This is a genomic window from Sporosarcina sp. Y352, from assembly GCF_056786535.1.
Map to the genome: position 1 here is coordinate 110,117 of NZ_JBXCJE010000004.1, position 20,341 is coordinate 130,457.

21 protein-coding genes are annotated in these 20,341 nt (G+C 44.3%); 3 read left to right on the plus strand and 18 right to left on the minus strand.

What is annotated here, in order from left to right; genetic code table 11:
* Positions 1-450 precede the first annotated feature (450 nt).
* A complete protein-coding gene (locus AC1TO6_RS08085; RefSeq protein WP_482101097.1) occupies positions 451-2,031 on the plus strand; it encodes an SWIM zinc finger family protein in 1,581 nt (526 codons plus the stop codon).
* Positions 2,028-4,772: a DEAD/DEAH box helicase gene (locus tag AC1TO6_RS08090; protein ID WP_482101098.1), complete on the plus strand. Its 2,745-nt coding sequence runs from the start codon at positions 2,028-2,030 to the stop codon at positions 4,770-4,772. Before AC1TO6_RS08085 ends, AC1TO6_RS08090 begins: the two co-directional genes overlap by 4 nt.
* A 57-nt stretch (positions 4,773-4,829) precedes the next feature.
* Here AC1TO6_RS08090 and AC1TO6_RS08095 read toward each other — a convergent pair whose 3' ends face one another.
* A complete protein-coding gene (locus tag AC1TO6_RS08095) occupies positions 4,830-5,012 on the minus strand; it encodes a hypothetical protein (RefSeq protein ID WP_482101099.1) in 183 nt (60 codons plus the stop codon).
* A gap of 395 nt (positions 5,013-5,407) precedes the next feature.
* The gene (locus AC1TO6_RS08100) at positions 5,408-5,848 is read right to left on the minus strand and encodes a single-stranded DNA-binding protein (protein ID WP_482101100.1); all 441 of its coding nucleotides are present in this window, start codon (positions 5,846-5,848) and stop codon (positions 5,408-5,410) included.
* Positions 5,849-6,118: 270 nt separating this feature from the next.
* Between AC1TO6_RS08100 and AC1TO6_RS08105 the strand changes: the two genes are divergently transcribed.
* A complete protein-coding gene (locus AC1TO6_RS08105) occupies positions 6,119-6,562 on the plus strand; it encodes a YwpF family protein (RefSeq protein ID WP_482101397.1) in 444 nt (147 codons plus the stop codon).
* A 146-nt stretch (positions 6,563-6,708) separates the two neighbouring features.
* Here the strand turns inward: AC1TO6_RS08105 and AC1TO6_RS08110 are convergent, their stop codons facing one another.
* The 16 genes from AC1TO6_RS08110 to atpA all read right to left on the minus strand — a co-directional run bounded on the left by AC1TO6_RS08110 (position 6,709) and on the right by atpA (position 20,332).
* Positions 6,709-7,068 carry a hypothetical protein gene (locus AC1TO6_RS08110; RefSeq protein ID WP_482101101.1) on the minus strand — a complete coding sequence of 120 codons (360 nt, stop codon included), beginning with the start codon at positions 7,066-7,068 and terminating at the stop codon, positions 6,709-6,711.
* 94 nt (positions 7,069-7,162) lie between these two features.
* Positions 7,163-7,552 carry a hypothetical protein gene (locus tag AC1TO6_RS08115; protein ID WP_482101102.1) on the minus strand — a complete coding sequence of 130 codons (390 nt, stop codon included), beginning with the start codon at positions 7,550-7,552 and terminating at the stop codon, positions 7,163-7,165.
* Between the two features lie 81 nt (positions 7,553-7,633).
* On the minus strand, positions 7,634-8,080 hold the full coding sequence (gene fabZ, locus AC1TO6_RS08120) for a 3-hydroxyacyl-ACP dehydratase FabZ (protein WP_482101398.1): 447 nt from the start codon (positions 8,078-8,080) through the stop codon (positions 7,634-7,636).
* Between the two features lie 48 nt (positions 8,081-8,128).
* A complete protein-coding gene (locus tag AC1TO6_RS08125; protein WP_482101103.1) occupies positions 8,129-8,458 on the minus strand; it encodes a DNA-directed RNA polymerase subunit beta in 330 nt (109 codons plus the stop codon).
* A 51-nt stretch (positions 8,459-8,509) separates the two neighbouring features.
* Positions 8,510-9,346 (minus strand): flagellar hook-basal body protein, encoded by an 837-nt coding sequence (locus tag AC1TO6_RS08130; protein ID WP_482101104.1) that lies wholly within the window; start codon positions 9,344-9,346, stop codon positions 8,510-8,512.
* 30 nt (positions 9,347-9,376) lie between these two features.
* Positions 9,377-10,216, minus strand: coding sequence for a flagellar hook-basal body protein (locus AC1TO6_RS08135; RefSeq protein ID WP_482101105.1), 840 nt, complete (start codon positions 10,214-10,216; stop codon positions 9,377-9,379).
* Between the two features lie 31 nt (positions 10,217-10,247).
* Entirely contained in the window at positions 10,248-11,240 is a 993-nt protein-coding gene (mreB, locus tag AC1TO6_RS08140; protein ID WP_482101399.1) for a rod shape-determining protein MreB, read from the minus strand.
* A gap of 185 nt (positions 11,241-11,425) precedes the next feature.
* Positions 11,426-11,695, minus strand: coding sequence for a sporulation transcriptional regulator SpoIIID (locus AC1TO6_RS08145; RefSeq protein ID WP_482101106.1), 270 nt, complete (start codon positions 11,693-11,695; stop codon positions 11,426-11,428).
* Positions 11,696-12,061: 366 nt separating this feature from the next.
* Entirely contained in the window at positions 12,062-12,721 is a 660-nt protein-coding gene (locus AC1TO6_RS08150) for a peptidoglycan DD-metalloendopeptidase family protein (RefSeq protein ID WP_482101107.1), read from the minus strand.
* 10 nt (positions 12,722-12,731) lie between these two features.
* A complete protein-coding gene (gene spoIID, locus AC1TO6_RS08155; RefSeq protein ID WP_482101108.1) occupies positions 12,732-13,700 on the minus strand; it encodes a stage II sporulation protein D in 969 nt (322 codons plus the stop codon).
* Between the two features lie 144 nt (positions 13,701-13,844).
* A complete protein-coding gene (murA, locus tag AC1TO6_RS08160; RefSeq protein ID WP_482101109.1) occupies positions 13,845-15,143 on the minus strand; it encodes a UDP-N-acetylglucosamine 1-carboxyvinyltransferase in 1,299 nt (432 codons plus the stop codon).
* A gap of 391 nt (positions 15,144-15,534) precedes the next feature.
* Positions 15,535-15,759 carry a DUF1146 family protein gene (locus AC1TO6_RS08165; protein WP_482101400.1) on the minus strand — a complete coding sequence of 75 codons (225 nt, stop codon included), beginning with the start codon at positions 15,757-15,759 and terminating at the stop codon, positions 15,535-15,537.
* A gap of 82 nt (positions 15,760-15,841) precedes the next feature.
* Entirely contained in the window at positions 15,842-16,249 is a 408-nt protein-coding gene (locus AC1TO6_RS08170) for a F0F1 ATP synthase subunit epsilon (RefSeq protein WP_482101110.1), read from the minus strand.
* 149 nt (positions 16,250-16,398) lie between these two features.
* On the minus strand, positions 16,399-17,814 hold the full coding sequence (gene atpD, locus AC1TO6_RS08175) for a F0F1 ATP synthase subunit beta (protein WP_482101111.1): 1,416 nt from the start codon (positions 17,812-17,814) through the stop codon (positions 16,399-16,401).
* A 44-nt stretch (positions 17,815-17,858) separates the two neighbouring features.
* Positions 17,859-18,716 (minus strand): ATP synthase F1 subunit gamma, encoded by an 858-nt coding sequence (gene atpG, locus AC1TO6_RS08180; protein ID WP_482101112.1) that lies wholly within the window; start codon positions 18,714-18,716, stop codon positions 17,859-17,861.
* A 107-nt stretch (positions 18,717-18,823) separates the two neighbouring features.
* Positions 18,824-20,332, minus strand: coding sequence for a F0F1 ATP synthase subunit alpha (atpA, locus tag AC1TO6_RS08185; protein ID WP_482101113.1), 1,509 nt, complete (start codon positions 20,330-20,332; stop codon positions 18,824-18,826).
* Positions 20,333-20,341: the final 9 nt, after the last annotated feature.

Below are 20,341 nucleotides of genomic sequence, written 5' to 3' on the forward strand. Positions count from 1 at the left end.
TGTATATATGCTGTTACTTGTTAATACTTTTAAATCCTTTGGCTGTTTGGGGCTTGAGCTAATACAAACAAGTTTGTCCTAGCGAGCATCTATTCAATTCTCCCTTGTTGACTGAAATGACCGAATTCTTTGAGAAACCGAGCAAAACGATTAGAAGGCTAATCAATTACGCCTCGGCGTAATTGCGTCCAGATTTTGAATCGAGCTTGCTCGATTAACTCCTTTCAAAATCTGTGACATCTGCCGGAGGCTTTCTTTGTTCAGCAGGCGTTTGGACAACCGCTGAACAGGAAAACAAAACTGCATTCATCTTCCATCTATGGATGTGAGAGATGAATGCTGAATAAAGATAAATAAATGTGCAAAAGAACAAGATATGGATAACATCATTTCCGCTCGCTGCTAAAAAGCGGTATAATAGAAGGAATGCTTTTCTTAGGGAGTGATCCGTTGAATATAACTGTCGAACGTGTATCCTACTTGCACGAAAATGAAATAGATGAATATATGAATGGCATTAAACATGCACTGCGGCCTGGGGTAGATGCCGAAGCACTCGTAGTTAGACGTGCAGTCGCACTCGTCCGAAATGGCGCAACCGATTCATATGTATACGATCCATCTGAAAACACAGTGGTTGCAAGTCTCTTTGGTGTGGATTCGGAACAAGTCCGCCTTCTTTTCAATAATGAAAGTTCCCAATGTACATGCGGCTATTCCGGCTGGTGTTCCCACCGGATCGCCGTTATATTCCACTTATATTCACAGCAGAATTCTCTGACTGAATGGCTCCACGAATGGCGCAGAACCGACTCGCAACAGATGGTGCTTTCCATATCTGAACGCACACCTGAAGCATGGATTCATGTACTGAAGCGCCTAACCATTCCACTTCGCACGATTGAGCCAGCTGAAAATCCAGGTGTGTTCATCCATGAAACGTCCTTGATTGATCAAAAAGCGGCTCCGTTAATTCCTTTTGAGTATGAGTGGAAACCTCTATTTGAACTTTACTATCGATTGCATGTTCTGGATGCCGGGTGGTCGTATGTTAACGCCCATTTAGGCGGTGAACCGACCTCATTCTTTTACGGTAAGTGGTATGTACAAAACTGGCTAACTGAGCAACTGGGCAAACTGAACGATAGCGTTTCAGCCATTGGTGCGAAACCAAAACTATTTGAAGCAGACGCTTTTCATGAACAAGTGAAAGAGCTAGTCCGGACATTTGCGCTTGGACATTCGGGTTTGTTCAACGAAAGGTTTCATGTTTACCGTCTTTTTTGGGAGAACCTCTTCCCCTATCAAGCCGCGCGAAGCGTTGAGTTGGAAATTCTTGCGAAAGAAAACTCGGAGGAATCTCGAACTTTTATCGCCTTTTTCCATCTAACGGAAGGAAAACATGAAGATTTGGCGGAAATGGTCAGCAATGTAACAGCTGATAATGTGATTACATGGCTGCCTCTTGCAAAACTTGCCGAAAGTTATGATGAAGTAGAATCACTGTCTATTATTATGCATGCAATGCTCCCCTATATTGGTGACTACGTTAACGAATCTGTCTCTTCGGCTGGTCGACCTGCATTTGTGCGCACAATCGACGGTTTATTTGAAGCCGCTGATTTTTCGGAAGAGCTCCGTGAAGGCATGTTTGCCCAATACGGGGAACCGGGTGTCGATGTATATGCAGATTTCCTTGTTGAACGTGAACGTTTTGCCGAATGGGCAGCGCTAATGCACAGATACGGTGTTCCTTATGACGGGGCGGAAGCAGGCGGCTTGAAATTGGCACTGAGTACAGATCCAGCAGCTGTCTTGCCACTCCTTCATACGTTTGCCATGGGTTTCATAAAAGAAAAGAACCGACATAGTTATCGGCGAGCCGTCAAATTGTTTAAACAAATGAAAGCCGGTTCGAAAAAAAGTGGCAAAATCGACTTTTGGAATCAATACATTGATACAGTGCGTGAAAAAAACCGCAGACTTCGCGCATTGATGGAAGAAATGGAGAAAGGGAATTTAAATTTATGACCGGAACATTTACATTAAATCGCCTATTCCGCTTGAGCATTCGCTTACTGGAAGATGGACTATTTTCCATTGCCGCGGAAGAAGGCAATGGGTTGAAGATTGAACCGGACGAACTTGTTTCCTTCCTGTTCTTTAACAATGAACGTGCGCTTTTTGGACTCCTTATCAATACAGACGCAGACTTTGCTTACGTGCAAGCAGACAAGCTACTGCCTATTTTTTCAGCGATGCACCCCTACATTACCTTCGAAGGGCTTACTGCTGAAGACGACGCGTTACTTACGTCCGTTCGGGAAGCTGCAAATTCATGGAGCGACCCCGACTTATGGAACTATGCGGAAGTAGACGGCACTAGTATTCGTTTTGATAGCAAGAAAGCAGGTATTTCCGAAGGTGCAGCTGCCGTAATCGCTCATGCTGTGAGTAGTAAGCTTTCAACATCTGGCATTAATCCTGAACTGCTTGCTTCATTGTTACCCCATTTACGGACATACGGCTGGCCGGGTGAAACCGTTTCGACAATGCCGGTCAATCTTGCATTCCGCTTGACTGAACCAGCAGTCGAGACTACTGACACGGAATGGCTTCTTGAATCGGTTATTGTAGGAGAACGCGGGGCACATTGGTCTCCTGCTATGCGGAAAGTGAATGCACCTGCTGTAGAAGCGCTTCCTGCCAAGTGGAAGCCGTACGCGGATGACATTGTGAAGAAGCAATCTGAAATGACATCTTTCCTAGGTTCAGTGGACATTGCTCCTAGTGAAAGCTTCTTAGCAACACCGATGTCTGATCCTGAAGTACGGATGTTCATCCAGGATGACTTGCCTTTGCTTCAATCATTTGGATACCCCGTCATCCTGCCAGCATGGCTGAAATCAGTGACAGAATCCAAATTAAGAATACGGACCAACGCGGGTGTGCAATCGTATAAATCAGCTACCGGTTTAGACGAAGTGCTGTCTTTCGATTGGAACTTCTCACTTGCCGGTAATGCAATCGGTCGCGAGGATTTCCGTAAGCTTGTCGATGAAAACCGTGAATACATTCGCTCCGGCGATGAATGGTTCCATATCGATCCATTGTGGCTGAGAAAAATTCGCGATCTGATGGACCGTGCAGACGCTGGGGAATGGACTGTTAAAGACTTACTTTTCCAAGACATTCCTGAAGAAATAGTCCCTCTTGAAGAGGATGAAGATTTAGATGATCCATTATTTGCTTTTACGATGCAGAAATCACTTCTTGGTTATATGGAAATGCTGTCCGATAAAAAAGGTCTTCCTGCTGCCGGCATTTCAAAAGATTTACTTGCTGAACTGCGGCCATATCAGGAAGACGGATACAACTGGCTGACTTTCATGCGTGATAATAGCTTCGGTGCATGTCTGGCAGATGATATGGGGCTTGGAAAGACTGTTCAACTCATTACTTATCTGCTTAACATTCATGCAAGACCCGATACAAATACGCCATCACTCATCGTTTGTCCGACAAGTGTACTTGGCAACTGGCAAAAAGAACTTGAACGGTTTGCACCTTCTCTTTCAGTCCATGCCCATTACGGTCCGATGCGAGCGAAAGACGAGAACTTTAAAGAACTCATTCACCAGTTGCAGCCTGACGTCGTACTGACGACGTACGGTACGGCTTCACAGGACGGTGAAATGCTAGCGGAGACAGAATTTGCGAGCATTACGCTTGATGAAGCGCAAAATATCAAGAACATGCAGACAAAGCAATCCCGCGTCATACGAAAACTTCGAGGTAGGCACCATATTGCCTTGACGGGTACACCAATTGAAAACCGTTTATCTGAACTGTGGGCAATTTTCGACTTCATTCACAAAGGGTATTTTGGCAGTTTCCGAAAATTTACTGATAACTACATTATCCCGATTGAGCGTGATGATTCAGAAGCGGATAAACGGAAGTTAAGAGCTAAAATTCGTCCATTCCTATTGCGCAGAACGAAGAGTGATCCTGATCTGCAGCTCAATCTTCCGAAAAAACTTGAGCAGAATGAATACTGTCCTTTAACGACTGAACAAGCCGCTTTGTATGAAAGTTTTCTTGAAGAAACGAAATTCAAGTTGCAGACACTTACCGGTTTTGAAAAGAAAGGTCTCATTTTAAAAATGCTCAGCCGATTGAAACAACTATGTAACCATCCAGCGCTCTTCTTAAAGGAGCCACAAGCTCCTGCTGAGCAAATGATGTCAAGGTCTAATAAACTGGATTTGATCGTCTCAATGGCGGCTGACATCGCAAATAACAAAGAGCAATGCCTGATCTTCACGCAATACATTGGCATGGGGCAACTCATCCGTCAATGCTTGTCGGAACTGCATGGCATTGACGTTCCCTTCTTAACTGGCAGCATGCCGAAGGGTCAACGTGACCGACTGGTGGAGGCTTTCCAGGAAGGTGAATTCCCTATTTTCATCCTGTCGTTGAAAGCTGGCGGAACTGGCTTGAACTTAACGGGTGCAAATCACGTATTGCATGCAGATAGATGGTGGAATCCCGCTGTTGAAAACCAAGCAACCGACCGTGCTTACCGTATCGGCCAGACAAAATTCGTCCACGTCCATAAATTTGTGACGATCGGGACGATTGAAGAGAAAATCGATAAGATGCTTGTGGAGAAAGCGGCACTATCCGCCGACTTAATCCAATCAAGTCAGTGGCTGTCGGATTTGTCCGACACGGAACTGGACGATTTGTTATCTTTCGAAAGCTAATGAGCAGTATCATTTAAGTGTAGGACTCCCGTGCCGCAGTTGGCACTGGAGTCCTTTTTAGTTTTTTGCATAAATCCCATCAGACGCATCCGCGTACGGAATTTTACGTATTGTTACGAGTCTATTTTTCCTATCGCCATCTTCTATCCGATTCAAACGCTTGTTTTGATTGGCTACTATGCTAATCAGTTGTTCAATTTGCATTTCCATCCTCTGCAGATCTTTAGTTAGTGTCTCCAAACTTCTCACTTCCCTCTCTAGCGATTCCACTTATCCGAATCCTGGAAACAAGTGCAGAACACGATTCCAGGATTCTTAAGTGGTTATTTTTAGGCGTAAGAATCCGACCCCCATCGGATTTCTACTATGCAACTAGATTCGCTATGTACGGATGTCCCTGAAAAATCCGCACGCGTATCTTTACTCACTCAAACTGGTCATGGTTAGAACCCCTTCTGTACATGTCCAGTATTTCTTTTTCTCACATTTACCTTCAACTAGTGTATCGGGCATTACTCACTATCTATCCTTTTTAGTTGTTATTGCGGCCCCGGATTGTTGCCCGTTTGCAGTCCTCCTTTTTTCCACGACAGATTCGTGGCATGATATGTAGTATTACGCCTGAATCCTTCAGGTTAGAAAATCGGTAATCCTTCTGCTTCTCTACTCGGCAGATTGAAATGCTCAGCATCCTCTTTTTCTGCTATCGACTGTGGTGTACTTATTACATGTTCACTGTACAGGTTGTCATTGGCACGCTTTTTCGTTAAAATAAAACGAACATCTTCACAAATCACCTCTGTTACATAGACTCGACTCTTATCCTCCCTTTCATATGACCTGGATTGAATACGTCCGCCTACTCCGATCAAAGAACCTTTTCCGCAATGTTTTGCAGTATTTTCTGCCGGCCTCCCCCACATTGTACAAAGCACAAAATCTGTCTCCATTTCTCCTTTCTGGTTTTTGAAATTACGGTTTACGGCAAGGACAAAGCTGGTTTGTACCCTACTTTCTGAGATCCTTTTAAGTATCGGATCTTTCGTAATTCGCCCAACTAGTGCAACCTGATTCAATTGAGTTCCTCCTCTCTTGGTTTCTGACTTCATCATACTCGGTCCAATTTAATAAGAGCAAACATATATATTTCAATTTTCAGTCATCTTTCGACATCAAATTCCTTTTTTACTCGACTTTATTTGCGGCATGGATGATCGTAATTGAATAGCCCTAAGGTTTATCTGAATTTTCAGGCTTCCTTGATAATTCAACTTTGGCATCTATCTAATTTCATTGGAATTTGCTCTTATGGTATACTATGAGGAAAAAGATTGGGGTGGATGATGATAAAAACTTTTAAAATGTTGTCAGTGGGCATACTGCAAGAAGATGTCGTACGCGATTATCCGCTGAGTGACGGAATTATTATCAACCAGGAAAATAGCCATCATATGTGGATTTTAGAAATGTTCATCGATAAAGAACATCAGTCCGTTTTCGAAAAATGGAAAGCTGATGAGGATTTATTGGAAGTAAAAGTGGTTATTTCGTATCCTGAAAACGAACCTGCCGCATTCCGTGTTGCTGTCAAAGGCGTCAAACCAATTGGGGATAAAATCTCCGTACTGCTAAAAGGTCGTTTGAAGCGTGCACGGGCTCAATATGCCGAACAGCTATTGGAGGAATTGATTGGTGAGGGGCTTGGAGGGGAAGATCTGTTACGTCGATTCGAATCAGATATGCGCTCTCGTCCGCGTTTAAAGGAAGATCAGGAAGATGCGGAAAGTTGAATGGTCTATGTTGTGCTGCCTAGCATTATAGGCAGTTTTTTGTGTTTTTATATGTAATTGTTTTCGATTGGCTCATTTAGAGTAGAAAAACCGCCTCAAGTGTTATGAGGCGGTTCCCCGCACGGCTTGCGGTTAGCGATTAGCGGTTATTTATTGTTATTGTTGTTATTATTGTTATTGTCGTTGTTCATTTCATTTCGCTTGTCCGAGTCTGTGTTGCCGTCATTCATAATGCCATTGTCCGGATTTGCATTGCCGCCGTCATCATTGATGATGCCATTACGGTCTTCGTTGTTGTCATTAATGATGCCGTCATCAACTCCACCGTTGTCCAGACCATCCATATCCGGTCCTGTTTGTTCATTTACATCAGGCGTTATGTCTCTTGTGTTGTCCTCCAAGTTTTCCATCGGCGTTTCGTTGTTATCCGGTACGTCGTCGTTGGTACCGCAACCTGTTAGTACAAGTCCCGAGATTAGAACCAGTGGTATCGCTTTTTTGAACATGAATAAATTCCCTCCTCTCCACAAGCCGTCTATCACACAAACAAGTATGATACTTCGTAGCTTAGCCAGAAATGAGGGAACTATCCGTTTTTATTTATGAAGATGTTAAATGTTTTTTCAGCAATGTATCGACGTATACTGCTTCCGCTTTACAGTTATACTCGTAGTGCGTATTCAACTCTTCCTGCATGCTCTGAATTTCAACAATTTGTTCTTCAGATGGCGGTTCACTGAGGATTCGAGTGATAATTTTATTGATGCGTTGCGCTAGATCTTCATGGAATTCCGGGTCAAGTTTTACTTCATCCGGAATTTTATTGTACCAAAGCGCTTTTACCGTAATGTACTCGCGCCAACTGGCAAAATAATCATCGATACTGAATCGTTCACTGGACCATTCGATATCGCTCATGTATTGTTCGAAGGTCTGTGTAATCGATCTCGTTATACTGCTTTTTAAATTTGGAGAAAGATCTTTAAACATATTGATGTGAAACCTCCCACTTTGTGCTATTTAACAGCACTGTATTGACCATTGTATCGAAACTTCCATTTATTTGCGAAATTAGTTTTTTCCAGTTTCTACAACTGGACCAAGTGCAAATGTAATTTCTGTCTCGCATGCAATTTCACCATCGACTGTAGCAATCGCTTTGCCTTTGCCGATTGTGCCACGAAGTCGAGTGATTTCTACTTCTAGACGCAATGTATCACCAGGTGTCACTTGTCTTTTAAAACGGCAGTTATCGATGCCCGCGAAAAAAGCAAGACGTCCTTTATTCTCTTCTTTTTGCAACAAAGCGACAGCACCTACTTGTGCGAGCGCTTCCACGATTAGAACGCCTGGCATAACCGGGTATCCTGGAAAATGTCCATTGAAGAAATCTTCATTAATTGTAACGTTTTTTATGCCTACTGCACGTTTACCTTCTTCAACCTCAAGAATCCGGTCTACCATAAGAAATGGATAACGATGCGGTAAAATGGCTTGTATCTGTTCTGCTGTTAGCATGTCCATCACCTACCACTTTACTATGTATTTTAAAAGATAAAAAAGCTGTTATTTTTGTTTTCCGGCAATGATATCCAGAATGTGCGTCCATGTTTCTTTTTTAAAAACATCGCTTGGATTGCCGTCTCCGAGAGTGCCATAGCCAATCATCGCTCCGAGCGCAGCCGCTCCGACAAGAAGCAACAGGACCAGTATTATACGAACCCAAATCGGAAGTAGACGTATTTGTACCCAGATTTGCTTTTTCGGTGCAGTTTCCTCGACTTTTTTTTCAGGCCGTCCAATTGCTTTCCGGCTTGATCGTAGTAAAGGTTGGGCATCTTCTTGCTTCTTCTCTGGTTGCTCGGTTTTTAACTTGATTTTTTTTTCTTCTGTCATAGTCAGTACTCCCTTAATAGTCCAGGCTCCAGACGTCATTCTAGTAGGATTTCATCGAATACCATTAATTAAGCCGAGCATTTGATCCGCAAGTGTCACTGCACGCGCGTTGAATTGATAAGAGCGCTGGATACCGATGAGGTCCGTCATTTCTTTTTGGTAGTTCACATTCGATGCTTCGAGCGCCTGGCCTTCCATTCCAATACTACTACGAGCAGCACCTTGTAGCTCAGTTAAGACATCCGCTTCTGTGACACCGAGGTCTGCCAAGTTTTCGGGCAGGCCAAAGTTCGTTCCAGATAGCCGCACCATCAGATTCGGACGTTCCATCACTGTCACAGCCAACTCAACAAACTCAGTCGTTCCATTCGAATGCGTGAGCTCTAGGTCGCCGCCCGGTTTGACTGTGTATTTTTTTATGTCATCCGAGAATGTTACAGGCAATCCTGCACTGTCAGCGACCGGATATCCTTCAGCGTTGACGAGCATCACTTGTCCATTGGCAATAGGCGACACGTAAAAGTTGCCCTGACGCGTGTAGACAGTTTGCTCGCCGCCTCCGTCAGGCATGAGGATATTAAAATACTGTTTTGGCGTTGTCAGTGCGAAGTCAAGTTCACGGCCAGTCATTTGCAGGGTGCCAGCTTTCCAATTCATCTGTGTTTGACCAAGCATCGCCCCAGAACCGTAACGGATACCGTTCGGAGATTGACGCGGAGCTGTGTCCGCCTTATCGTTATTGAATTGCTGAACCAACATTTCACGGAACTTTGCATCACTCGACTTATAGCCGTGTGTTGAGACATTCGCAAGGTTATTTCCGATGATGTCGATTTGGTTTTGCAATTGACTCAGCGTGTTTGTTGCTGTTGTCATGGTGCGTATCATGCATCCCCGCTCCTTTCAGATGGCGTGTCATCAGTTGACACGACCGACTTCCGTTACCGTTTTTTCCATGCTGCGGTCGTAGGCTTGAAGAATTTTTTGATTGGCCTCGAATGCACGGTACGCAGTTAGCATGTCCGTCATTGTCCGGGCCGCATCGACGTTCGATCCTTCCAGATAGCCTTGCTGCATTGAATAAGTAACGCCAGCCATGTCATTTGCTGCAACCAGGTTTTCGCCGTCCATAGTTACAAACATGCCATCGCCTTGTTTTTGAAGCGTGTCAGGCCGCTGGGAAAATGAAACACCAAGCGTTGCGACGGCTGTTTCACCTTCCATAATGACGCCTTCGTCAGTTATGCGGAAGTCATCGTTTTGCACTTCAATTCGCTGTCCGTTGCTATCAAGCACAAAAGCCCCAGCCGAACTCGTTAAATAACCATTCGCGTCAAGTGTGAAATTACCGTTTTTTGTATATTGTTCTCGACCGCCTTCATTTTCAAGTCTGAAGAATATGGCGCCCGCTGTTCCCGTGGCTTCATCAATCGGTAAGCGGCCATCGATGAGCGCTACGTCCGTTGTCAGCTCGGTTTCACGTAATTGCCCCTGCGCAAATAACGGCAGCGTCTCCTGCATGTAGACACCCGTTGAAATCCCACCAACTGGCGATAATCCCTTCATCTGAAAGCCGTTTTCCGTCGGTATTCTTGCTGTTTCAATACTCGACATATACATTTCCGGAAATGAACGAATTACTGCTTGTTCCGCCTTATAACCAGGCGTATTGGCGTTTGCCATATTGTTCGCAAGCATCTCCGTTTTTCGTTGTTGCGCAATCATACCTGACCCAACTGTATAAAATCCACGGAACATGTGCTCACTTCTCCTTACTTTTTAAAAATGATTATCGGCTGGATAACTTATGCATATTTTCCAATAAAACGCCTGTCCCAATCGCAACACAGTCCAGCGGATTATCTGAAATGAATACAGGAACCTTTAGCTCTTGAGCGAGTAATTGGTCAATGCCGTGCAGTAGTGCTCCGCCGCCTGTCAGGAAGACACCGCGATCGATGATATCCGCTGATAATTCAGGAGGCGTTTTTTCCAAGACGTTTTTCGCTGCTTGAACAATCATATAAACGGATTCTCTTAGTGCCATTCCAATTTCGTCGGAATGAATCGTAACTGTGCGAGGAAGCCCTGACGCCATATCGCGCCCTCGAATATCGATTTCTTCTTTTCGGCCAACTGAAAAAACAGTTCCAACTTTGAATTTTATAGCTTCAGCAGTTCGTTCACCGATATATAATTTATATTTGTGTTTAATGTAGAGTGTAATGTCATTATCAAATGTATTACCGGCTGTCGTGATTGACCTAGATGTAACGATGTCCCCCATTGATAGTACAGCTACGTCCGTCGTTCCCCCACCAATATCGACGACCATATTACCACTCGGTTGGAAAATATCCATACCCGCGCCAATTGCTGCAACTTTCGGTTCTTCCTCCAGGTACACTTTCTTGCCACCTGATTTTTCAGCTGCCTGCTGGATGGCTTTCTGTTCGACACTCGTAATGTTTGTCGGGCAACAGATTAGAATTCGCGGTTTGGATAAGAATCCTTTGACATCTAGTTTATTGATAAAATGACTAAGCATTGCTTCCGTCACATCAAAATCGGCGATGACTCCGTCTTTCATGGGTCTGGTTGCGATAATATTAGCGGGCGTTCTGCCAACCATTTGTCTTGCTTCTTCCCCGACTGCTAATACTTTATTGGTATGCTTATCCATCGCAACTACAGATGGTTCATTCAGTACAATCCCTTTACCCTTAACGTGTATCAAGACGTTAGCTGTACCGAGGTCTATGCCGATATCTTTTGCAAACATTGTTTCTGTTTCCCCTTCCACCCGCATCATTGGATATTCCCGTATATGTATACGCTTCTGACTACACATTTTACCATAATAGGCTGATAAATAATATACTTAAGGGTTGTTTTCGTGAAAGAACTCTATTTATTGCAACAAGCAAAAAACGGTTCGCGATGTGGATGCGATACCGCCTTCTATTTCTAACTGTTTCCGACTCTTTTTGTTTCGTTCATCCACTTAATTCTTGTCGCCTCGCCGCCCCGCAAATGTCTGACCGACTTATGATAGGCAAGTATTTTCGCGACTTCTTCTGACAGGGCCACATCGACGTTTGGTAAGCGTTCCGTCAAATCTTTGTGAACCGTGCTTTTCGAATAGCCTGTCGCTTTTGCCAACGCACGTACCGTAAGTCCCGTTTCCAGTAACATATTGCCGAGGCGCACGCATCGCCTCCGTATTTGCTCGTGCACGCCCTCTTCCTTTCCTCTGAGGTCCGAATCTTCCTTTATCCTATGCGGTTGTTAAGTGGGATATGCGGGCGGTTGTCGGGAGTGGGTGGGGTTTTGGTGGTTATAGGGATTTTCTGGGCGGTTGTTTGCGTTTTTGGGGTGGTTATTTGTGGGATTTTGGCGGTCGCGCGCAGGATTCGGGCGGTCGCTCGGGGATTTCGAGCTGTCATGCGCGGGATTTGGGCGGTCCCACGTATTTTTTGAGCGGTCGCTAAGAGTTTTCGGGCGGTTCCCCGCTGTTTTCGAGCGGTCTCAAAGCCGACCACCCTATTTACCCCAAAGAAAAAGCCACTCCGGATTGGCTCTGGAATGGCTGGAAACTTGCTATTAAAATGCTAGAAAAGTGCTTGGATTTACGGCTATCCCATCTTGTTGGATTTCGAAATGAAGATGGTTGCCTGCCGTCGGATTCCATTCATTTTCTGTTGTTGTGGCGATTGGTTGTCCTTGAACCACTTCTTCACCTTTTTTAACGAGAATACCTGTGACGGATCGATAGATTGTTTTTAACCCATCGGCATGAGAAAGTATGATTTCATCACCTTTAAACGGGTCTAGCAAGATGTCTTCTACTGTACCGCTGAGTGAAGAAACAACTTCAAATTCCTTGCCTTGAATCGCAATCGATATGCCTGTGTTTGTTACATACGTCTGGCTGGAGACGAGTAACGCGTTTTCACGCACGGCGGGCTCTGCATTTACGTCATAAAAATCTTGCAGAATCGCTACTTCGTCGATAGACTCTTCAGCAAATGGGTATTTGAGTGTTTCGTTTGCTGCGTTCGTCTCGACGACCAATCCATCTTGCGGGTCCTTCGCTGCATCGTTGGCTAAACCTGGGGCATCTTCTTTCATGTATGCATTGTAACCCCAGATCATACCAACGAAGACGATTGCGATACCCGAATAGACTACAGGCCAAAACCAGCTTTTTGCCTTTGCACTTTTGTTCTTCTGAGAAGGGGCTTTCGGTTTTTCTTCTCGCATTGTCATCACCTCACTCGCTATTATCTGCAAGTGAGAGAGTTTTTAAACATTCCGAATCAAGTAAAGTAAATTTTTTTATTTTTGTCCCCGAATAATAGTGTAAAAGAATTTTTTCGGCGGTCCATCCTTTCTGAGCAAATGCTTCCGCCCCGTATTGGCTCATCCCTACACCGTGGCCATAGCCATTCGTTGTAACATGAACTATACTATTCGTTACGTCGAATGCGATATCAAAATCCGTAGATGCTAGTCCCAGCAAATCTCGCATTTCCCTGCCACTCGCTTGAAATTCTGTAGAGAGGACTTTCTGAACACGACCTGTATCATTTCTAACGAGTTGAAGTGATTTGAATCGATCAGCGCTCCACTTGCTTCCTATCTTTTTATTCCACTCAGTGAGTTTCAATTCGGTTTTCCTTTCTACGTTTGCAGCAACGTCCCCCTCCCCGGGACTATCCACGCTTTGTAAGTAAGGTACGTCATTGCCACTGAAATTTTGCGCTGTCTCAGTCTGTCCATTCGATGTAGAAAAAAACATTGCAGCTATCATTTCGTCTCCATAAGTAATAATATCCCCTGCAGTCGCCTCCACCGCTGCACGTACTTTTCGTTCATTGCGTTTGAATTCTTTCCCCCAACGCTCTTTCCGTTTCTTTTCGGAGGAATAGACTTGTGCAGATACATCTGCGGCGATTGGTTTTTTGCCGTTCTCGGTCGTTCGGAGTGCGTATGTCCGTGCGGCAACTGCTTGTGCCTTTAAAGCCTCTTCACTGAATGTGACAGGCATTTCAGCTGCGACGACACCTACTACATACTCTTCAAGTGGGATCGGCTTGTCCACGCCGGTAACGATGATCTCCACGTAGCAAAGCTGTGCCTCCGGTTCTTCAACTTCTTTTGTGATTTGCGGAGTCTGTTTTAATAGGATAGGGATGAAAAATAAAAGGATGATGAGGAACGCTGTTAGTAGTTTGTCCATAATTGATTATATGAAAAACGAGACGTATTATTCATGTTTTTTTGGACATACTAGCAAAGGAGCATTTTGAGTCTTCATATATGTGAAGACAAAAAAGGCCGTAGTCTCTACACTACAGCCCTTTCAAGTACTTATGGAATGAAATTAAACGTGTTGTACCGTTTTTTCAGTTTTCATCTCAGGGGATACACGTACGATATCCGCACCGAGTGCCGCAAGTTTTCCGTGGAAGTTCACATATCCGCGGTCAAGATGCGATAGTTCCGTAACACGGGTAACACCTTCTGCAACAAGTCCTCCTAGAATGAGGGCTGCTGCCGCACGAAGGTCCGTTGCTGCTACTTCAGCACCTTGTAGTTTTGAAGGTCCATTTATGATGACTGATCTTCCTTCAATTTTGAGGGAAGCATTCATCCGACGGAATTCTTCAACGTGCATGAAGCGATTTTCGAAAACGGTTTCGGTCAAAATACCTGTACCCGATGATGTCAGCATAAGTGCCATCATTTGGGATTGCATATCTGTTGGAAAACCAGGATGAGGCATTGTTTTTAAATCTACGGATTTCAAAGGTAGTTTTGCTGTAACACGGACACCTTCATCCAGTTCAGTAATGACGACACCCATTTCCGTTAACTTGGAAATAAGTGCTGCGTTGTGCTCTGGAACGGCATTTTCAATAATGACATTTCCGCCCGTAATTGCAGCTGCTACCATGAAAGTACCTGTTTCGATACGATCCGGTATAATGTGATGCGTTGTGCCATGTAATTTCTTGACGCCTTCGATTCGAATTGTGTCCGTACCTGCTCCGACAACTTTACCGCCCATTTCGTTGATAAAGTTCGCTAGGTCTACGATTTCGGGTTCTTTTGCTGAGTTCTCGATGATTGTCGTACCAGCCGCCAAAGCCGCTGCAGTCATAATATTTTCAGTTGCGCCGACGCTTGGAAAATCAAGATAGATTTTAGCGCCCTTTAAACCGTTTTCAGCTTTCGCTTCAACGTGTCCGTGGCCGAAAGTAATTTCTGCACCCATTGCTTCAAAGCCCTTTAGATGTTGGTCAATCGGACGTGATCCGATTGCACAGCCGCCTGGAAGTGCAATTCGTGCAAAGCCATTACGTGCGAGAAGCGGTCCCATTACAAGAATTGACGCACGCATTTTCCGTACATATTCGAACTGTGCTTCAGTTGAAAGTGTATCCGAAGAATCTATGACGACTTCATTCATTATTGGGAAGTGGTCCACTTTTGCATTCAAGCTTTTAAGAACTGAGTTTATTGTTCCAACGTCCGAAAGATTGGGTACGTCGCGTATTACGTTGACACCTTCTGATGCAAGCAATGCAGCAGCAAGTATAGGCAACACAGCATTTTTAGCGCCTTCGACTCGGACAGTACCATTAAGTACACGTCCGCCAGTGATAATAATTTTATCCAAAATAAGTCCCTCCGACTCCTAATTTATAGCAATTCATGTTATTTTTCATTTTATATATTCGATTTTTTTAGTCATACATTCATCTTCAAAACATATACTATTTTACACTGACGTTCCCCTTATAACAAGTAACGTCTGGGCTATTTTACCGACTAAGTACTTAAGTAGTCTATATTATGTACACTATTGACGTTTTGTGTCATAATATCTCTCCACCTGTAGTATCAGTTCCCTCTAAATCGGCACAGCAAACCTAAGCTCCAAAAAATTGATGAATTTCATGTCATCGCCTTAAATACGAGATGTTTTTCGCATACAAGGCGATAACATGTAGCTGATCAAATTGCTGTTCAAATCACCCTTTTTTTTTGCATCAAAAATGGTTAATAAGTCAGCCGAACATGAACGGAAGCCTTCCGGACCAATAGGATATTTCTAAAAAGAAATTCGACACGGACCATCCGATTGTGATACTTAATAAAATGAACAATAACTGTGCTTGAAAGACACGGTTTTTTTTTATGATTTTTTCTGGCATGATCGCTTGCAATGCAAAAAAGGCAACGGCTATGAAAACAGTATGTGAAACGATTGACAGTAACGGTTGATAGCCCATTATAGCATCCAAAGTAGGGTCCTCCCTTAATAAATGAAAAGGCGAACAGAAGAATTGTTCTTCTGCCCGCCAACTCAACAACTCATTTATTTCTTGTTTCGTAGACATCGATACGATTGAGGGCACGTTTTAAATCCAGTTGCGCTAAGTCGTGTTCTCTGCCTTCTTTTTTCGCCTGAAGTGTTTCTTCTGCTAGTTTCGCCGCTTTTTTTGCACGGTCGATATCAATAGAAGAAGCCAGTTCCGCACTTTGAGCCAAAACAGTGACAACATCCGGACGGACTTCGATAAAACCACCATGAACGGCGATATGTTCAGTCGAGTCTTCCTTTTGTAGGCGAAGCCCACCGATTTGAAGCGGCGCAACCATCGCGATGTGGCCGGGAAGAATCCCGATTTCGCCTGTTTCGGTAGCTGCGATGATAATGTTCGCTTCGGTTTCAACAACAGGGCCGTCGGGAGTGACGATATTGACTTTAATTGTCTTCATTTTTTCCCCTCCTGGTCCCTTAAAATCAAATTCACATCGGCGAATTGGGCGTAGACTTTTATCGAGCAAGTCTCGATAACTTCCCTAAAAAATCTACGCTATTCACCGGATGCTTTTATTTGATTTGGCAGGGATTTGAATCCTGCTGATTAAACTTCAACACCCATACCTTTTGCTTTTGCAATAGCGTCTTCAATCGTTCCGACAAGTCGGAATGCATCTTCTGGAAGGTGATCGTACTTACCTGCAAGAATTTCGCTGAAGCCTTTAATTGTTTCGGCAACTTGTACGTATGATCCTTTTTGTCCTGTGAACTGCTCAGCTACGTGGAAGTTTTGTGACAGGAAGTTTTGAACACGACGAGCGCGTCCAACTAGCTGTTTGTCTTCTTCTCCAAGTTCATCCATCCCTAGGATTGCGATGATATCTTGAAGTTCACGATAACGCTGAAGCGTTTGTTGTACTTGACGTGCAATTTCGTAATGCTCTTCGCCGACGATTTCAGGGCTTAGTGCACGTGAAGTTGAAGCAAGTGGGTCAACCGCAGGGTAAATACCCATTTCAGAAAGTTTACGCTCAAGGTTCGTCGTTGCATCAAGGTGAGCGAACGTCGTAGCAGGAGCCGGGTCAGTATAGTCATCCGCTGGTACATAGATTGCTTGGATAGACGTAACTGAACCAGCATTTGTAGACGTGATACGCTCTTGAAGTGTACCCATTTCCGTTGCCAGTGTCGGTTGGTAACCAACTGCTGATGGCATACGGCCAAGTAGTGCTGAAACTTCAGAACCTGCTTGTGTAAAGCGGAAAATATTATCGATGAATAGAAGCACGTCCGCGCCTTGTACGTCACGGAAATGTTCTGCCATTGTAAGTCCCGATAAAGCAACACGCATACGTGCGCCAGGTGGCTCATTCATTTGACCGAAGACCATTGCCGTTTTCTTAATAACGCCGGAATCTGTCATTTCGTAGAATAAGTCGTTCCCTTCACGAGTACGTTCTCCAACGCCTGCGAATACGGAAATACCACCGTGTTCTTGTGCGATGTTATTGATCAATTCTTGAATTAGAACTGTTTTACCTACACCCGCACCACCGAAGAGGCCGATTTTACCGCCTTTAATGTATGGAGCAAGTAAGTCAACAACTTTAATACCTGTTACAAGAATTTCAACTTCAGTTGAAAGTTCTTCGAATACTGGAGCTAACCGGTGAATTGGGTCGCGGCGTTCTGAAGCCGGGATTTCCTCACCAAGGTCAATAATCTCTCCAAGTACGTTAAATACACGTCCAAGTGTAACGTCACCAACTGGGACCGAAATTGCAGAACCCATATCATCAACGATTGCTCCGCGTTGCAGACCATCTGTTGAAGACATTGCAATTGTACGTACAGAATCATCTCCGAGGTGAAGCGCGACTTCAAGTGTCAACGTTTCAGGCTCAGCGTTTGGACGTTCAATCTGAACTTTCAATGCGTTATAGATATCAGGAAGCTGACCGTCTTCGAACTTGACGTCAACAACCGGACCCATAACTTGAAGAACATGTCCTTTATTCATACTTATTCCCTCCTGTCTTACTCTTTGCCGTACAGTGTCCGCTCCTATTCAAGAGCTGCGACGCCGCCAACGATCTCCGTAATTTGTTGCGTGATCGCAGCTTGTCGTGCACGGTTGAATGAAAGTGTTAAAGAATCTATCAAATCAGCTGCATTATCCGTAGCAGTTTTCATCGCTGTCATACTGGAAGCATGTTCACTCGCTTTTCCGTCAATTACAGCTCCGTAAATGAGACTTTCCGCGTATTGCGGAAGAAGCACTTCAAGGATTGCTTCACCTGAAGGCTCAAACTCATACGAAGTTGTTGCGGAAGTCGATGTGATGTCAGTGAGCGGAAGCAATTTCTTTTCCGTCACTTCACTTGCGATGGCGGAGACGAAGTGATTGTAATACAAATAGACTTCGTCATACTCGCCTTCTGTGAACATGCCAACAGCACGCTTCGCGATATCTTTTATCTCGTTGAAAGAGGGATGATCCGATAGACCAATCCGACTTTCAACGATATCGAAACCAAGTCGATCGAAAAAGTCGTAACCCTTTTGACCGATTGCAAGGATGCTCACTTCTTCTACTGAAGAGTGGCGTTTTTCAATCGCATTTTTTGCAATGCGCAAGATGTTGGCGTTGTACCCTCCAACAAGTCCACGGTCTGATGTAATAACGATATATCCAGTCTTTTTGACGGGCCGGGTTACCATCATCGGGTGACTCAAGTTGCTTGTTCCAGCTGCGATTGATCCGACAACTTCCTGAATTTTCCCCATGTACGGGATGAACGCTTTCGCATTCAGTTCGGCACGGCTCAATTTGGAAGCGGAGACCATTTGCATGGCTTTCGTAATTTGACTTGTCTTTTTCGTCGATTTAATACGGTTTTCTATGTCGCGTAAAGATGCCATTGGCAATTCTCACCACCTTTTGTTTTTTTGATCTATCGTTTTGACGGTCTTTGTCAAAGACGATTCCTCTATTGACGCTTTCCGTCAAAGATGATTCCTTAAAAGAATTATTCAGAACGTGCGAAAGTTTTCTTGAATGCGTTGAGTGCTGCTGCCATCAAATCATCAGCCGGAAGATCTTTCGTCGTACGAATTTGATCTAAAACTTCAGTATGGTTCGTTTGTAGCCAGCTTAACAGTTCGCTTTCGAAACGCAGAATATCTTTAACTTCAATATCGTCAAGGAAACCACGCGTCAATGCATAAAGAACCATAACTTGCTGTTCCACTTTAAATGGTTTATTCAAATCCTGCTTCAAGATTTCAACTGTACGCGCTCCGCGGTCAAGTTTCGCCTGTGTTGCAGAATCAAGGTTAGAACCGAATTGCGAGAATGCTTCAAGCTCACGGTAAGCCGCAAGGTCAAGACGCAAAGTACCCGCAACTTTTTTCATTGCTTTAATTTGCGCTGAACCACCAACACGGGAAACGGAAAGACCGGCGTTAATCGCTGGACGTACACCCGAGAAGAATAGGTCAGATTGAAGGAATATTTGTCCATCAGTGATGGAGATTACGTTTGTTGGAATATAAGCGGAGATATCTCCTGCTTGTGTTTCAACGAATGGTAGTGCCGTGATCGAACCAGCACCAAGTGTATCATTCAACTTCGCTGCACGTTCAAGTAAACGAGAGTGAATATAGAATACATCACCAGGGTAAGCTTCACGGCCCGGAGGACGACGAAGTAGCAAAGAAAGTTCACGGTATGCCGCTGCTTGTTTCGTTAAATCATCATAAACAATTAGAACGTGCTTACCTTGGAACATGAATTCTTCAGCCATTGATATACCTGTGTAAGGTGCAAGATATAGTAGTGGAGCCGGTTGTGAAGCAGAAGCCGTTACGACGATTGTGTAATCAAGTGCGCCATTTTTACGGAGCGTTTCAACAACTCCACGAACTGTTGATTCTTTTTGACCGATTGCTACATAGATACAAATCATATCTTGGTCAGCTTGGTTTAGGATTGTATCAATCGCAACTGTCGTTTTACCTGTTTGACGGTCTCCGATGATCAATTCACGCTGTCCGCGTCCGATTGGTACAAGTGCATCAATCGCTTTGATGCCGGTTTGTAGTGGTTCATGAACGGATTTACGCGCCATAACCCCTTGTGCCGGACTTTCGATTGGACGTGTTTTTGTTGTTGCAATCGGACCTAATCCATCAACTGGTTGCCCAAGTGGATTTACAACGCGTCCGATTAATTCTTCACCAACAGGAACTTCCATAATACGGCCTGTTCGACGTACTTCATCGCCTTCTTTGATGTCCGTGTAAGGCCCTAGGATAATGATACCAACGTTGTTCGCTTCCAAGTTTTGAGCCAGACCCAAGACGCCAGTAGAGAACTCTAAAAGTTCCCCAGCCATGGCGTTGTCGAGGCCATGAACACGTGCGATACCGTCACCAATTGAGATAACTGTACCTACCTCGCTCACTTTCATCTCAGATTGATAATTTTCAATCTGCTGTTTTATGAGAACACTGATTTCCTCAGCTTTGATGCTCATGCATGTCAC